Raw genomic sequence first — 14,723 nt, 5'->3', positions numbered from 1 at the left:
GCGCGACAGATATGAGACGCCCGATGACAGAGTTCCCCCCGGCGCAGGGCCTACCGGCCCGCGCCCGCCCCGCCCGAGTTGCCCTAGCCCCAGCGCTGGCCGCCTGCCTCGCGCTGGCCGGATCGCTGCTGCCTCTGACCAGCGCGGCCCAGGCCCAGACCACCGCCCAGAGTACCGCCGAGGCCACTGACCTCGCCGCCGAGCTCACCACCGAGCTCGCCCAGATCGAGGCCGAGCTTTCCGCGCTCGAGGCGCGCTTTGCGGAGACCCCGACGCCGGTCGAGGCGGCGCTGCGTGACGCGCTGCGGCTCTCGCACACCCTTCTGCGCAACCGTCAGCTCGCCTTGGACGGCGCCGCCCCGCTCGAGGCCACCACCCCCGCGCTGACGCCCGATCCCGCCCGCGCCGACCGGCTCATGGTGGAAATGGCCCGCGCCCGCGCCCGCATCGCCACCGCCGAGCGCGAGCTGCGCGCCGCCGATGGGCTCCTCGCCACCATGGTGCAGTCGCGGCTCGAAACCGAACGGCTGACGCTGGCCGGTCTGCGCATGGGCTGGCTTTCGGCGAAATACGGGATCAGCTTTCCGATGCTCGCCCCCGCCCCCACGACGCCCGGCGCCGCGCCCGAGCCCGACACAGCGCCTGCCGCAACCACCAGCACCCCGGCGCCCTCCGAGACCGCTGCCGACACTGGCCCGCCGGTCTGGGCCGATCCCGAGCATCCCGAGATCGACTATCGGCTCGCCCCGTTCGAGCTCGCCCACGCGACCGCTCATCAGATCTCCGGCTGGTGGACGATCGAGACCGGCCGCGCCGCTGTCGACGACAGCCCCGAGGTCACCGCGATCAACTATTCCGCCTATGACCCGCGCGATCTCACCGGGCTCACCGCGCTGGTGGTCCGCTGCACCGAGGGCGAAACCGCGCTCATCTATGTGCAGGATGATTACCTGATCCCGGACCTGCGCCGGAACAGCTTTGACGTGACGCTGCGCATCGGCACCCAGGCCGCCCGCAGCCTGCGCTGGAGCGGCCTCACCACCAACAAGGGCGCGGGCGTCTTTGGCGAGGAGGCCGAAGAGATGATCCGCGCCATCTATGACGCGGGTCAGGTGTTTCTGCGGATCACCGAACGCAATGGCCGCACCCATGACGCGCTCTTCTCGCTCGCCGGTCAGACCGCCGCCTTCGAGGCCGTGGCCAATGCCTGCGGCTTCACCACCGTGGTGCTGAGCTCGGACGATTACCACCAGATCCAGGCTTTGCTGAACAAGGCAGGCTTTGAGGCGGGCAAACCCGACGGCCAATGGGGCCCCGGCTCCCGCCGCGCCATGCGCGCCTTTCAACAGTCCCAAGACCTCCCCCAAACCGGCGCCCCCGACCGCGCCTCGCTCGACGCACTGGGGTTCGGCGGGTAAGATCTTTTTTGTGCCGTCGTTTATCAGGCAAGCAAAGACAAGCGTGTCTTAATCTGGCTTCCTATCATTGCGCCGGAAGAAATCCGCTATACCGCGACAAAGTTCGAAGAACCCAGAAGGACCGCTCTGCGAGACAGCATAGAAGACGATCAACGCAATTATCGCCCAAAAAGAGGCGATCTCATTCACAACCATATAAACGGTCAGGCCCAAGAGAACTAACGCTGCAATCACCGAGACTGCCAAGCTTGAATATGCCTGTATGCCCCCGAAGCGAAAACGAGCTTCGCTCATTCTCTCAGAGCGCTCCTCTGCTTTTGCGTTCATTCGTTTAATGAAACCTGGATCGTTCTTCTCCAAGGTCTCCAGCAAAAGGTCAGGTCTCTCAGTATACTGAGAGATTAGTGCAATGTAGTTATCACCGACAGGTCCGTCAGACGCCTGTTCAGGCCCCAATACTTCCCCTGTGGAGGGGTTTTGATCTTCTGCGTCCGTCAAGACTTTGCCGCTCTTTCAAAGTTTCCAGTAATGAAAGATGAAGAATCTTAGGGAGCATCCCCAGTTCTGCACCCTGTTGATTGAGGCTAAGGCCCTCCCAAGCACGCATGCTCTTGCTTGGGTCGATGGTATAGCAATCCTGAAAGGCCCACAAACTACGGGGTCTCATCTTAAGGTTCTTTTTCATTGCAACTACCTCGATTTTTCATCGGCCACACGCCAGGGCGACGTATCTCAAAGGCAAAAGCTCCATCGTCGGCACCTTGAGCTATAAACGTCTACCAGCGTCCTTGTCCACAATTTGTGGACCATCTGAGCATTCGTCAAGGCGCATGTCACCAACTGTGACCCAATCAACCTCTCTTCTAAATATTAAATTTTCATGAATCCTAAGTACGTTTCCGGTAACGTCTCGCGCCCCCATCACAGCCCCCCAAACCCCGCACTGTCGCTTTACCGACGTAATACCGACGTGCCACCGACGGGGCATTTTCGCCCCTCGCCTTGGTTAACGCGGGGGTTTCCGCCGGTCGCCCCGGCCCACCCGCGGCGGCGCTCTTCCCCCCGCCCGCGGCTTCCGGTAACTCTGGGGCAATCACGCATCCAAAGGCCTGCTCATGAAACCCGTCCGCCTGCTCTCTTCCGTCCTGACCGTTGGCGGTTGGACCCTTCTCAGCCGGCTTCTGGGCTTTGTCCGGGACGTGTTCATCACCAACCTGATCGGCCCCGGCCCGGTGATGGATGCCTTCGTCGCGGCCTTCCGCCTGCCCAATATGTTCCGCCGTTTCTTTGCCGAAGGCGCCTTCAACGCGGCCTTCGTGCCGATGTTCTCGAAACGGCTCGAAGCGGGCGACGACCCCGAAGGCTTCGCGGCCCAGGCGATGAGCGGCCTCGCCCTCGTGCTGATCCTCCTCTGCGCCCTCGCCATGATCTTCATGCCGGGCTTCATCTGGGTCACCGCCGAAGGCTTCTACGGCGACGAACGCTTTGATATGGCTGTGGATTTCGGCCGCGTCGTCTTTCCCTACATCTTCTTCATCTCGCTCGCGGCGCTGGTCTCGGGGATGCTCAACGCCGCCGGGCGGTTTGCCGCCGCCGCCGCCGCGCCGGTGCTGCTCAACGTCATGCTCTGCGTCACCATGGGGCTCGCCGCGCTCACCGGATATGTCAGCGTGGTCGAGGCGCTGATCTGGACGATCCCGCTCGCTGGCGTGGCCCAGCTGGTCTGGGTCTGGCGCGATCTGCGTCACGCCGGGCTTCGCCTGCGACCAACCCGACCCCGGCTCTCGCCCGACATGCGCCGCCTCATCGCCGTCGCCGTCCCCGCCGCCCTAGCCGGCGGCGTGGTGCAGATCAACCTCCTCGTCGGTCAGCTGGTCGCCTCCAATTATTCCGGCGCGGTGAGCTGGCTCTACGCCGCCGACCGCCTCTATCAGCTGCCCCTCGGCGTGGTCGGCATCGCCATCGGCATCGTGCTCCTCCCCGACCTCTCGCGCCGCCTCAAATCGGGCGACGAGGCCGGCAGCCGCGAGGCCCTGTCGCGCGCCGGAGAGATGTCTTTGGCCCTCACCCTGCCCGCCGCCGTGGCGCTGGTGGTGGTGCCGCTGCCGCTGGTCTCGGTCCTGTTCGAACGCGGCGCGTTTACCGCCGATGACACCGCCGCCACGGCGCTGGCGGTGGCGATCTACGGGCTGGGCCTGCCGGCCTTCGTGCTGCAAAAGGTTGTCCAGCCTGTGTTTTTCGCCCGCGAAGACACCCGCAGCCCGTTTCGCTACGCCATCGTCGCCATGGTGGTGAACGCGGTGATCGCCGTCGGGCTCGCCCCGGTGATCGGCTGGTTCGCGGCGGCGCTGGCCACCACCGTGGCGGCCTGGGCCATGCTGTTGTTGCTGGTGCTCGGCGCGCGGAAATTCGGCGAAACCACCCGGTTCGACGCCCGCTTTCGCGCCCGCGCCTGGCGCATCGCGCTGGCCTCGGCGCTGATGGGTCTGGTGCTCGCCGGGCTGATGCTCCTGCTCGGGCCGCTCTTTGGCATGCCGGGGCTGCGCTGGCTGGCGCTGCTGGCGCTGATCGGGCTCGGCGGGCTGAGCTATTTCGCCTTCGGCACGCTGACCCGCGCCTTTAGCCTGGCCGAGCTCAAATCCCGCCTGCGCCGCTCGGCCTGACCCGGCGGCGCCCCCGATCAGCCGCGCTGCTGCAGCTTGGCGCGGATCTTGGTCCAGCCGCCGGGCGCCACGAAGAACGACAGGGCAAAGCCGAAACAGAACCCCGCCACATCGGCGATCCACATGCTGTCGCCACCGAACAGCAGCGCGAACAAGAGCTGCAACCCCATCAAGAACCCGATGAGCGAAAAGGCCCGCACCTGCCGCTCTCCGAGCTCGCCGAGCCGCAGCCACATGAGATAGGTGAAACTCCCGATCAGCCCATAAACGCCGGGATAGGCCCCCATGAGCCAGGGCTGCTCATGCGCCACCATGCCATGCGCCAGGGCGCCGAATATGGCCGATCCGGCAAACACCGCCGCCACCGCCCATTGCCGGAACACCTCGCCCACGAACTTGCCCATGGCGAGCAGGATCACCCCGGCAAAAGCCGCATGGGTAAAGGACGCATGCACAAAGGGATAGGTGATATAGCGGATCACATGCTCGAACGGGTAGATGCCATTGGCCAGCATCCAGCGCTGAATATCGGCGTTATAGGCATAGGTCTGGATCGCCGCCTGCCGCCAGCCCACCGCCTGCGGCCCGCCAACGATCCCCTGACTGCCGAGCGTATAGGCCGCCTCGAACCCGAGGATCATCAGAAACAGCGCCACCACCACTGGCGGCAACGGGTTGATCGGGGCTGGCGCTCCGCGCTCGGTCATATGCTCTTCACTCATGGGCCTCTCCTCGGGGCTTGCCTTGACGGCGCTCGACCGCATGGGTAAGCGAGGCGAGCCGGAATTTCCAGTCGGAGACATCATATGACCGAGACCGCCTTCACCCCGCGTGTCTTCTCAGGCATTCAGCCCTCGGGCAACCTGCATCTGGGCAACTACCTTGGCGCGCTCAAGCGCTTTGCCGCCTCGCAAGAGCGCGGGATCGAGTCGCTCTTCTGCATGGTCGATCTGCATGCGGTCACCGTCTGGCAGGACCCGGCCGATCTCACCCGCGCCACCCGCGAACTGGCGGCAGGTTTCATCGCCTCGGGCATCGACCCGGACCGGTCGATCCTCTTCAATCAGAGCCAGGTCCCCGAGCACACCCAGATGGCCTGGGTCTTCAACTGCATCGCCCGCATGGGCTGGATGCAGCGCATGACCCAGTTCAAGGACAAGGCCGGCAAGAACGCGCAAAACGCCTCGCTCGGCCTCTTTGCCTACCCGGCGCTGATGGCCGCCGACATTCTCGTCTATCACGCGACCGAAGTGCCGGTGGGCGAGGACCAGAAACAGCATCTCGAACTGACCCGCGACATCGCCGCCAAGTTCAACCATGACTATGGCGTGAATTTCTTCCCCGAGACCGAGCCGCGCATCGAAGGCGCCGCCACCCGGGTCATGAGCCTGCGCGACGGGTCCAAGAAAATGTCGAAATCCGACCCCTCGGACATGAGCCGGATCAACCTCACCGATGATGCCGAAACCATCGCCAAGAAGATCCGCAAGGCGAAAACCGACCCCGAGGCGCTGCCCTCCGAGGCCGAAGGGCTCGAGGCCCGGCCCGAAGCGCGCAACCTCGTCAATATCTACGCGGCCCTCGCCGACCAAAGCGTCGACGAGGTGCTGCGCGACATGGGCGGGCGCGAGTTCTCCGCCTTCAAACCGGCGCTCGCGGATCTCGCCGTCGATCAGCTGTCGCCGATCACCGCCGAAATGTCCCGGCTGATGCAGGATGTCTCGGAGATCGACGCGATCCTCGCCCGCGGCGCCGAACGCGCCCGCGCCATCGCCCAGCCGATCGTGCGGCAAACCTACGAAATCATGGGGATGGTCACCTCCTGACCCTCCCCTCCCGCTCCCGGGGGCACGTCGGATGTGCGGATTTGGGCAGGTTCCTGCCCCCGCGCCTCTTTCTGGTCGTAAATACCCAATTCCCCCGCTAGGCCAGAGGATGCTACGCCAATATGCCCATGACTGTTGCCAAGGAGAGCTGGATGCGTGCCACAAATCTTGACGAATTGCGCGAGATTTCCGAACGCTTCGCGACGCCCGAAGGGGTTGCTGCGGGGCTCGCCTACCGCCCCGAGCCGAGCGATGTCTTCATCGCGCCCTTCGCCAAATGCGGCACCACCTGGATGCAGCAGATCGTGCATGGGCTGCGCAGCGGCGGCGACATGTCCTTCGGCGAGATCACCCAAGTCGTGCCCTGGATCGAACTGGCCCATGATCTCGGGCTCGCCATCCCCGGCGATCAGCCCAGCCCCCGCGCCTTCAAGAGCCATCTGAGCTGGCACGACATCCCCAAGGGCGGCCGCTATATCGTGGTGATGCGCGACCCGCTCGACGCCGCCCGCTCGCTCTACCGCTTTCTCGAGGATTGGTTCTTTGAACCGGGCAGCATTTCGGTCACCGAATTTGCCTGCCATTTCCTCAACCGCGAAGATCAGGACAATTACTGGACCCATGCCGCCTCCTGGTGGGGTCAGCGGCACCGCGACGAGGTGCTGATCCTCGCCTATGAACATATGGGCCGCGATCTGCCCGGCACCGTGGCCCGCGTCGCAGAATTCATCGGCATCGACGATCCCGCCCGGATCGAGATCGCCACGCGGCAGGCGAGCTTTGATTTCATGAAGGCCCATAGCGCCAAGTTCGACGACCATCTGGTGCGCGAGAGCCGCGACGCCGCCTGCGGCCTGCCGCCCGGCGGCGCCGCGACCAAGGTGCATTCCGGCGAGGTCGGCGGCGAGGCCGAGCTCATCGGCCCCGCGGTGCGCGCCGCCTTCGATCTGCGCTGGTCCGAGACGATGGAGGCCGAGCACGGGCTCAAGGATTACGCGGCGCTACTGGACGCCCTCGCTGACCCGGCCTAGTGTCGGCTCCGACAAGGAGATCAGAACATGGCAACCGGCACGAATATCCACACCTATTTCGAAGGCGCCTGGCACGAGGGCGACATCGCCATCATGCGCGGCGCGGATCACGGCATGTGGCTTGGCAGCAATATCTTCGACGGCGCCCGCTTTGCCTATGGGCTGACCCCCGATCTCGACCTGCACTGCGCCCGCGCCAATGCCTCGGCCCGCGCCCTCATGGTCACCCCCACGGTCGAGACCGCCGATATGGTCGCCATCGTGCGCGAGGGGCTCAAACGCTATGCGCCCGACGCCGCCGTCTATATCCGGCCGATGTACTGGGCCAAGGATTGCGGCTATTCCGCCATCGTCCCCAAAGAGGATGGCGAGACCGGCTTTGCCATCTCGCTCGAGGAAATCCCGATGCCGGCCGAGGGGGCTTCGGCCACGCTGACCCGCACGCAATTCCGCCGCCCGGTGATGGAAAACGCCGTGGTCAATGCCAAGGCCGCCGCGCTCTATCCCAACAACGCGCGGATGCTGGCCGAGGCCCGCGCCAAGGGCTTTACCAATGCGCTGGTGGCCGATGCCATGGGCAATGTGGCCGAAACCGCCACCGCCAATGTCTTTGCGGTCAAGGATGGCGTGGTCTTCACCCCCATTCCCAACGGCACCTTCCTCGCCGGGATCACCCGGGCGCGCCATATCTCGAACCTGCGCGCCGATGGGGTCGAGGTGGTGGAAAAGATCATGAGCTTTGACGAGTTCCACGACGCTGATGAGATCTTCCTGAGCGGCAACATGTCCAAGGTGACCCCGGTCACCGCCTTTGACGACACCCAGTATCAGGTCGGCCCTATCACGCGGCGCACCCGCGAACTTTACTGGGACTGGGCGCGCCGGACCGCCTGACGCCCCCGCCCTTCGCTCAGCCGCCCGCCCGCGCGTGGCTGAGCGCCGTGGTCAGCTCGGTTATGAGCCGCGCCCGCTCCGGCTCGGACAGAAACGCCCCAAGCTCGACCTCCCGCCCCTCGCCGCGCAGCGTGATATATTGCGGCACCGGCCCGCCCTTCGGGTAGATCCGCGCCTCCACCCAATAGCTGTTGGCCTGCCAGCGCTGTTCGCGCCCATCGGGATTGCTGCGGATCAGCACCGCGCGCTCGGGATCAATGCAGAGCTCTTCGCGCGTCTCGCCGCTGCGATAGCTCCGCGATATGGCCCACCAGACCGCCGCCACCGCCACCGCCAGAAACGGCAACAACCCCCAGAGCGCCCCGGTCCCCAGAAGCGCCAGCAAGGGCACCAAGAGCATGGCACAGGTGATCCCGATAAAGAGGACAAAGCCCCAGCGCGGCAACGACCGATGCGGCCAGAGGATAAGGCAGGTCCGGGGGGCCGTGCCGGGGGCAGGGGTCCATTGATAGGGCATGACCGAGATAGTAGCGCCTGCGCCCGCCGAGAAAAGAGCCATCATCGGGGCCGAGGCCCGATGTCGCAGACCGCGCGCCTCCGGGGCCTAACGCTGATACTTGATGAATGGCGTCAGCGTCGCGATCCGGTCATAGAGCTTGCGCGCCTCGGCGTTGAACTCCTGCGTCATCCAATAGACCGAGGGACAGCCCGCCGCATCCGCCGCCGCATAGACCGCCTCGATGAGCGCCCGGCCAACCCCCTGCCCGCGCACCGACGGATCGGCATAGAGATCCTGCAGGTAACAGGTCTTCTCGATCCGCCAATTATGCGGGTGATAGATGTAATGGACGAGCCCCACCGCCCGTTCGCCATCAAAGGCCAAGAGGCCGCATTGATCCGGATGCCCGCCATCGCAGAGCCGCTCGAAAGTGGTGTCATAGACCTCATCGGCGACCGAGCTCTCGTAGAACTCGAGATAGGCGGTCCAGAGCGGACGCCACGCCTGTTTGTCACCGACGCCAATCGGCCGGATGGTCAGAGCCAAGCTCATTCCGCCGCCACCGCCTGCGGATCGGCCAAGGTGACCACATCGCGCATGATGGTGTTGAGCTCGAAATCCTTCGGCGTATAGACCCGCGCCACGCCCATTTCGCGCAACCGGCGGGCGTCCTCCTCGGGGATGATGCCGCCGACGACCACCGGGACATCGCCAAGCCCCGCCTCCCGCATCCGCCGCATCAGCTCTTCCACCAGCGGGATATGGCTCCCCGACAGGATCGACAGGCCGACCACATGGGATTTGTCCTCAAGCGCCGCATTGACGATCTCTTCGGGCGTCAGGCGGATGCCCTCATAGCGGATGTCCATGCCGCAATCGCGGGCGCGGAAGGCAATCTGCTCGGCGCCGTTGGAATGGCCATCGAGCCCCGGCTTGCCGATGAGAAAGCTGAGACGCCGCCCGAGACGGTCGCTCACCATATCCACCGCATCGCGCAGATCGTCGAGACCCTCGGTCTTGTTCGACGGGCTGGCCGAGACACCGGTCGGCCCGCGATATTCGCCATGGACGGCCCGCATCTGCGCCGCCCATTCGCCGGTGGTGACCCCGGCCCGCGCCGCCTTGATCGAGGCGGGCATGACATTCTCGCCCTTTGCCGCCGCCTCGCGCAGCGCCCGCAGCGCCTCGTCCACGGCGGCGCTGTCGCGCTCTGCCTTCCAGGCCTCGAGCCGGGCGATCTGTTCGGCCTCGACGGCGGGATCGACCACCATGATGCCGCCATCGCCGGTCATCAGCGGGCTTTGCTCGCCCTCGGTCCATTTGTTGACGCCGACAACCACGGTCTCGTTGCGCTCGATCCGGCCCAGCCGCTCGGCATTGCTGTCGACCAGACGGCCCTTCATATAGTCGATCGCGCCAATCGCCCCGCCCATGCTGTCGAGATTGGCCAATTCGTGCCGCGCACCGTCCTTGAGCGCCTCGACCTTGGCATCCACCGCCGGGTTGCCATCGAAGAGATCGTCGAATTCCAGAAGATCGGTCTCATAGGCGAGGATCTGTTGCATCCGCATCGACCATTGCTGATCCCAAGGCCGCGGCAGGCCCAGCGCCTCGTTCCACGCCGGAAGCTGCACGGCCCGCGCCCGCGCCTTCTTGCTGAGCGTCACCGCCAGCATCTCGATCAGGATACGGTAGACGTTGTTTTCCGGCTGCTGCTCGGTGAGGCCCAGACTGTTGACCTGCACCCCATAGCGGAAGCGGCGGAATTTCGGGTTCTCGACGCCATAGCGCTCGGTCAGGATCTCATCCCAGAGATCGACAAAGGCGCGCATCTTGCACATCTCGGTCACAAACCGGATGCCCGCGTTCACAAAGAAGGAAATCCGCCCGCAGAGCGCCGGGAAATCCTCGTCGGCCACCCGCGGCTTGAGCTCGTCGAGCACCGCCACCGCCGTCGCCAGCGCAAAGGCCAGCTCCTGCTCCGGCGTCGCCCCCGCCTCTTGCAGATGGTAGGAACAGACGTTCATCGGGTTCCATTTCGGCACGTGTTTGTAGCAATATTCGGCCACGTCCCCGATCATCTTGAGGCTCGGCGCGGGCGGGCAGATATAGGTCCCGCGGCTGAGATATTCCTTGATGAGATCGTTCTGCACCGTGCCCTGCAGCTGGGAAATATCGGCGCCTTGCTCTTCGGCGGCGGCGATATAGAGCGACAAGAGCCACGGCGCCGTCGCGTTGATCGTCATCGAGGTGTTCATCTGCTCGAGCGGGATCTCGTCGAACAGCGTCCGCATGTCGCCCAGATGGCAGACCGGCACGCCGACCTTGCCCACCTCGCCCCGCGCCAGCACGTGATCGCTGTCATAGCCCGTCTGCGTCGGCAGATCGAAGGCCACCGACAGGCCCGTCTGCCCCTTGGCGAGGTTCGAGCGATAGAGCGCGTTCGACGCCTTGGCGGTCGAATGGCCGGCATAGGTCCGGATGAGCCAGGGGCGGTCCTTTTGGGGCGTCTCGGTCTGGGTCATGGCGAATCTTCCTCTGTCACTGTCGCGATGGGCGCTGCGGCGCAGCATAGGTTATCAAATTACCCCCATGCAACCCGTTTTGTAATAATGATGCGCAGCCGATCCGCGCACACCTAGCTGACGCTGCGGTACATGGCCGTCGCCCGGTCAAAGCCAAAGACATGGCGCAAGAGGCCCAGCTCGCTGTCGCCCTCTGCCACAAAGCCCTTGCGCTCATAGAGCGCCCGCGCCCGCGCGTTCTCGGCCACCACATCGAGCCGCACCCGGGGCAGCTCATGCCGCCGCGCCTCGGCCAGAATGGCATCGAGCAGCGCCGACCCGACCCCCTGCCCCCGCGCCGCCTGCGCCACACAGATCCCATCCATCAACAGCACATCGCGCAGCGTCTCACGCTCCAAAAGCGCCAGCAGCCCGCCGCGCCACAGCGCCCCGGGCCAGCCATAGCTCCGCGCCAGATCGCGCAGCCCGCCGCCGGTCAAACTGCCCTCATGGGTCTTGAAGCCTGCCAGCCCCAGAAGCTGCCCTGCCTCATCCACCGCCGAAAAGGCAAAACGCGCATCAAAGAGATCCCTGAGAAAGCCTTCGGCGCGCGGCGCAGGCCCCATCACACGCGACAGTTTCGGCCCAAAGGCCTCCCAATAGAGCGCGGCGGCGCGATCACGCTGGTCTGCGGGGATGCCGGGGCGGATGTGAAAACCTCTCATAGGGGATAAATCACCGCTCCCCCGCGCGGTGACAAGCCTCGAATGCACCCGGCCCATGACCCGGCAGCCCGCCGCCTGTAGATTGAAGAGACGAATCACCATCTTGCGAGTGCCATGTCCCTGTCCTGCCCCTCTGCCGCCCGTCCCCCGCGCCGGGTCTGCTCTCACCGGAACCGCTCTCACCGGGGCCATTCCGCGTGACCGGACAGATCACCCTGCCCGTCTGGCTCTTCGTGCTCATCGTGCTGTTTGCGGCGGTGACCTTTGCCTCGCATTTCCTCTTCCCCTCGGTGCGCTGGTTCTTTCGCCGCCGTCTCGAACGCGCCGTCGAACGGCTCAACCGCCGCCTGACCCGCCCGATCGAACCGTTCAAGCTCGCCCGCCGTCACGACATGATCCAGCGCCTCGTCTACGACCCCGAGGTGACCCAGGCCATCGTCGAACACGCCCGCCGCAATGGCGTGCGCGAAGACGTCTCCTTTGAAACCGCCCGCCGCTATGCCCGCGAAATCGTCCCGAGCTTTAGCGCCTTCGCCTATTTCGGCCTCGGCACGCGTCTGGCGCGCTGGCTGGTGCGGGCGCTCTATGGCGTCAAAACCGGCCGCCGCAACACCGAGATCATCGAAAGCATCGACCGCGACGCCACGGTGATCTTCATCATGAATCACCGCTCCAACATGGATTACGTGCTGGTCACCATGCTCGCCGCCCGCGCCTCGGCGCTGAGCTACGCGGTGGGCGAATGGGCACGGGTCTGGCCGCTGAGCCGTCTCATCCGCTCCATGGGGGCCTATTTCATCCGGCGCAAATCGCGCGGCGGGCTCTATCGCAAGGTGCTCGCCCGCTATGTGCAGATGGCCACCGCCGGCGGCGTCACCCAGGCGATCTTTCCCGAAGGCGGGCTGAGCCTCGATGGCGCGCTCAAACCGCCCAAGCTCGGCCTGCTCGCCTATGTCACCGAGGGCTGGGACCCGGAGGGGCGCGATCTCGTCTTCGTGCCGGTGGCGATCAATTACGACCGGGTGCTCGAGGATCGCATCCTCGTCTCGGCGGGCGAGGCCGGCAATCGCCGCTTTCGCGCCCGCATGGGCGTGGTCTTTCTCTTCGTGCTGCGGATGATCTGGCGCAGGCTCTGGGGCACCTACCGGCCCTTCGGCACCGCTGCCGTGGTCTTTGGCGAGCCCTTGGCGCTGAGCCATTATGGCGCCCAGCCCGACCCCGAGACGCTCGGCGCAGAGCTCATGCGCCGCATTCAGGCGGGGATGCCGCTTCTGTCGATGCCGCTGATGGCCAAGATCCTGCTCGAGGCCGAGGCGCCGATCCCCGAAGCCGATCTCATCGCCCGCACCGAGGCCGCCTTTCGCGCCGCCGAGGACACCGCCGCCCTCGAACCGGTCGAAGACATGGGCCTGCGCGCCCGCCGCGCCTGCGAACGGCTGGCCCGGCGCAAATTGATCCTGCACAGCTCTGAGGGCTGGGCGGCCAATCCCGATGAACTGCCGGTGCTGCGCTACTACGCCAATTCCATCGCGCATTTCTTCCCACCCGTGCCCGCCAGCCCGGGGCCGACTGCCCTGCCCAAGGACAATGCGCAAGATGCTGAAACTTCAGGCGATGCTGCATCCGCAAAGTAGTTTCTGCAACTGCTGGGTCATAAAATTACAATTTCTGGCAAAATAGGATTGCATTATTACTCATGCGATTTTATCCATGGGCCAAAGCCGCGATTCTGCGTTGCGGCATAACCTGACTTCCAAAGGAGGCTCCCATGGCTTTGGACACAAACGGCGGCATCGCCCCCTATGACGCACCCGAGAAAGATCTCTACGAGGTCGGCGAACTGCCGCCCCTCGGCTATGTGCCCGCGAAAATGTACGCTTGGGCCATCCGCCGCGAACGTCACGGCGAGCCGGACAAGGCGATGCAGCTCGAAGTGGTGGATTGCCCCAAGCCCGACGACAATGAAGTGCTCGTTCTCGTCATGGCGGCTGGCGTCAACTACAACGGCGTCTGGGCCGGTCTCGGCATCCCGATCTCGCCCTTCGACGTGCACAAGGCCGAGTATCACATCGCAGGCTCCGACGCCTCGGGCGTGGTCTGGGCCGTGGGCTCCAAAGTCACCCGCTGGAAAGTCGGCGACGAGGTTGTGATCCACTGCAACCAGGACGACGGCAATGACGAGGAATGCAACGGCGGCGACCCGATGATGTCCCCGACCCAGCGCATCTGGGGCTATGAGACCCCCGATGGCTCCTTCGCCCAGTTCACCTGCGTGCAGGCCCAGCAGCTCATGCCGCGCCCCAAGCACCTGACCTGGGAAGAATCGGCCTGCTACACGCTGACCCTCGCCACCGCCTACCGGATGCTCTTCGGTCACCACCCGCATGAGATCAAACCGGGGCAGAACGTGCTGGTCTGGGGTGCCTCGGGCGGTCTCGGCTCCTACGCGATCCAGCTCGCCACCGCCGCCGGTGCCAATGCGATCGGCGTGATCTCGGAAGAGGACAAGCGCGATTTCGTCATGGGCCTCGGTGCCAAGGGCGTGCTCAACCGTAAAGATTTCGACTGCTGGGGCCAGCTCCCCGAGGTGAACACGCCGGAATATGACGCGTGGTTCAAAGAGGTCCGCAAATTCGGCAAGGCGATCTGGGACATCACCGGCAAGGGCGTCAATGTCGACATGGTCTTCGAACACCCCGGTCAGGCGACCTTCCCGGTCTCGACCTTCGTGGTGAAACGCGGCGGCATGGTGGTGATCTGTGCCGGGACCACCGGCTACAACCTGACCATGGACGCGCGCTATGTCTGGATGCACCAGAAGCGCATCCAAGGCAGCCACTTCGCCCATCTGAAACAGGCGGCCTCCGCCAACCAGCTGATGATCGAAGGCCGTCTCGACCCCTGCATGTCCGAATGCTTCACCTGGGATGAAATTCCCGCGGCCCATGTCAAGATGCGCCGCAACGAGCATAAGCCGGGCAATATGTCGGTTCTGGTTCAGGCCCCAAAGACCGGTCTCAAGACCGTCGAAGAGGTGCTCAAAGCCCGCGGCTAAGGGCGATTTTCGCCACAGTCGTCTTACCGACGCAATACCGACAGGTTACCGACCCGCGCCGTTCCCCCGAACGGCGCGGTTTTTCGTGGTCTGTTGCGTCGCGCCAAA

General features: G+C 65.0%; 13 protein-coding genes. 7 read left to right on the top strand and 6 right to left on the bottom strand.

The genetic code is table 11. The annotated features are described in order from the left end of the window. Positions 1-23 precede the first annotated feature (23 nt). Complete coding sequence (locus ISM_RS09850) at positions 24-1,418, top strand: peptidoglycan-binding domain-containing protein (RefSeq protein WP_009814007.1); 1,395 nt, start codon at positions 24-26, stop codon at positions 1,416-1,418. Positions 1,419-1,466: 48 nt separating this feature from the next. Here the strand turns inward: ISM_RS09850 and ISM_RS09845 are convergent, their stop codons facing one another. Continuing rightward, positions 1,467-1,916, bottom strand: coding sequence for a hypothetical protein (locus ISM_RS09845; protein ID WP_156783363.1), 450 nt, complete (start codon positions 1,914-1,916; stop codon positions 1,467-1,469). Positions 1,917-2,533: 617 nt separating this feature from the next. On the opposite strand from ISM_RS09845, the gene murJ reads away from it, so the two are divergent. Continuing rightward, positions 2,534-4,081 (top strand): murein biosynthesis integral membrane protein MurJ, encoded by a 1,548-nt coding sequence (gene murJ, locus ISM_RS09840; RefSeq protein ID WP_009814005.1) that lies wholly within the window; start codon positions 2,534-2,536, stop codon positions 4,079-4,081. 17 nt (positions 4,082-4,098) lie between these two features. Here murJ and ISM_RS09835 read toward each other — a convergent pair whose 3' ends face one another. Next, entirely contained in the window at positions 4,099-4,803 is a 705-nt protein-coding gene (locus ISM_RS09835; RefSeq protein ID WP_254655676.1) for a rhomboid family intramembrane serine protease, read from the bottom strand. A gap of 84 nt (positions 4,804-4,887) precedes the next feature. On the opposite strand from ISM_RS09835, the gene trpS reads away from it, so the two are divergent. The 3 genes from trpS (at position 4,888) to ISM_RS09820 (ending at position 7,832) form a co-directional block, all read left to right on the top strand. After that, positions 4,888-5,907, top strand: coding sequence for a tryptophan--tRNA ligase (gene trpS / locus ISM_RS09830; protein ID WP_009814003.1), 1,020 nt, complete (start codon positions 4,888-4,890; stop codon positions 5,905-5,907). A 152-nt stretch (positions 5,908-6,059) separates the two neighbouring features. Then, complete coding sequence (locus tag ISM_RS09825) at positions 6,060-6,938, top strand: sulfotransferase domain-containing protein (RefSeq protein WP_198011661.1); 879 nt, start codon at positions 6,060-6,062, stop codon at positions 6,936-6,938. A 27-nt stretch (positions 6,939-6,965) separates the two neighbouring features. After that, complete coding sequence (locus ISM_RS09820; RefSeq protein WP_009814001.1) at positions 6,966-7,832, top strand: branched-chain amino acid aminotransferase; 867 nt, start codon at positions 6,966-6,968, stop codon at positions 7,830-7,832. Between the two features lie 16 nt (positions 7,833-7,848). On the opposite strand, the gene ISM_RS09815 is transcribed toward ISM_RS09820, so the two are convergent. From ISM_RS09815 to ISM_RS09800, 4 genes are all read right to left on the bottom strand, one after another. Continuing rightward, on the bottom strand, positions 7,849-8,349 hold the full coding sequence (locus ISM_RS09815) for a DUF2244 domain-containing protein (RefSeq protein ID WP_009814000.1): 501 nt from the start codon (positions 8,347-8,349) through the stop codon (positions 7,849-7,851). A gap of 87 nt (positions 8,350-8,436) precedes the next feature. Then, complete coding sequence (locus tag ISM_RS09810) at positions 8,437-8,883, bottom strand: GNAT family N-acetyltransferase (protein WP_009813999.1); 447 nt, start codon at positions 8,881-8,883, stop codon at positions 8,437-8,439. Next, on the bottom strand, positions 8,880-10,856 hold the full coding sequence (locus ISM_RS09805; RefSeq protein ID WP_009813998.1) for a protein meaA: 1,977 nt from the start codon (positions 10,854-10,856) through the stop codon (positions 8,880-8,882). The genes ISM_RS09810 and ISM_RS09805 overlap by 4 nt, the downstream gene beginning before the upstream one ends. A 113-nt stretch (positions 10,857-10,969) precedes the next feature. Further along, positions 10,970-11,560 (bottom strand): GNAT family N-acetyltransferase, encoded by a 591-nt coding sequence (locus ISM_RS09800; protein ID WP_009813997.1) that lies wholly within the window; start codon positions 11,558-11,560, stop codon positions 10,970-10,972. A gap of 197 nt (positions 11,561-11,757) precedes the next feature. On the opposite strand from ISM_RS09800, the gene ISM_RS09795 reads away from it, so the two are divergent. Continuing rightward, the gene (locus ISM_RS09795) at positions 11,758-13,194 is read left to right on the top strand and encodes a 1-acyl-sn-glycerol-3-phosphate acyltransferase (protein ID WP_009813996.1); all 1,437 of its coding nucleotides are present in this window, start codon (positions 11,758-11,760) and stop codon (positions 13,192-13,194) included. 134 nt (positions 13,195-13,328) lie between these two features. Further along, positions 13,329-14,615 carry a crotonyl-CoA carboxylase/reductase gene (gene ccrA / locus ISM_RS09790; protein ID WP_009813995.1) on the top strand — a complete coding sequence of 429 codons (1,287 nt, stop codon included), beginning with the start codon at positions 13,329-13,331 and terminating at the stop codon, positions 14,613-14,615. The last annotated feature ends 108 nt before the right edge of the window (positions 14,616-14,723 follow it).

Origin of the sequence: Roseovarius nubinhibens ISM (assembly GCF_000152625.1) — a bacterium.
Taxonomy (GTDB): Bacteria; Pseudomonadota; Alphaproteobacteria; order Rhodobacterales; family Rhodobacteraceae; genus Roseovarius; species Roseovarius nubinhibens.
The sequence above is the reverse complement of the archived record's forward strand: the minus strand, read 5'-3'. Positions and strand labels throughout refer to the sequence as shown.

Excerpts from the sequence above, each read along its gene's own strand:
- murJ (WP_009814005.1), top strand. The coding sequence starts at position 2,534 with ATGAAACCCGTCCGCCTGCTCTCTTCCGTCCTGACCGTTGGCGGTTGG.
- ISM_RS09850 (WP_009814007.1), top strand. The coding sequence starts at position 24 with ATGACAGAGTTCCCCCCGGCGCAGGGCCTACCGGCCCGCGCCCGCCCC.
- trpS (WP_009814003.1), top strand. The coding sequence starts at position 4,888 with ATGACCGAGACCGCCTTCACCCCGCGTGTCTTCTCAGGCATTCAGCCC.
- ISM_RS09820 (WP_009814001.1), top strand. The coding sequence starts at position 6,966 with ATGGCAACCGGCACGAATATCCACACCTATTTCGAAGGCGCCTGGCAC.
- ISM_RS09800 (WP_009813997.1), bottom strand. The coding sequence starts at position 11,560 with ATGAGAGGTTTTCACATCCGCCCCGGCATCCCCGCAGACCAGCGTGAT.
- ISM_RS09815 (WP_009814000.1), bottom strand. The coding sequence starts at position 8,349 with ATGCCCTATCAATGGACCCCTGCCCCCGGCACGGCCCCCCGGACCTGC.
- ISM_RS09825 (WP_198011661.1), top strand. The coding sequence starts at position 6,060 with ATGCGTGCCACAAATCTTGACGAATTGCGCGAGATTTCCGAACGCTTC.
- ISM_RS09810 (WP_009813999.1), bottom strand. The coding sequence starts at position 8,883 with ATGAGCTTGGCTCTGACCATCCGGCCGATTGGCGTCGGTGACAAACAG.
- ISM_RS09835 (WP_254655676.1), bottom strand. The coding sequence starts at position 4,803 with ATGAGTGAAGAGCATATGACCGAGCGCGGAGCGCCAGCCCCGATCAAC.
- ccrA (WP_009813995.1), top strand. The coding sequence starts at position 13,329 with ATGGCTTTGGACACAAACGGCGGCATCGCCCCCTATGACGCACCCGAG.
- ISM_RS09805 (WP_009813998.1), bottom strand. The coding sequence starts at position 10,856 with ATGACCCAGACCGAGACGCCCCAAAAGGACCGCCCCTGGCTCATCCGG.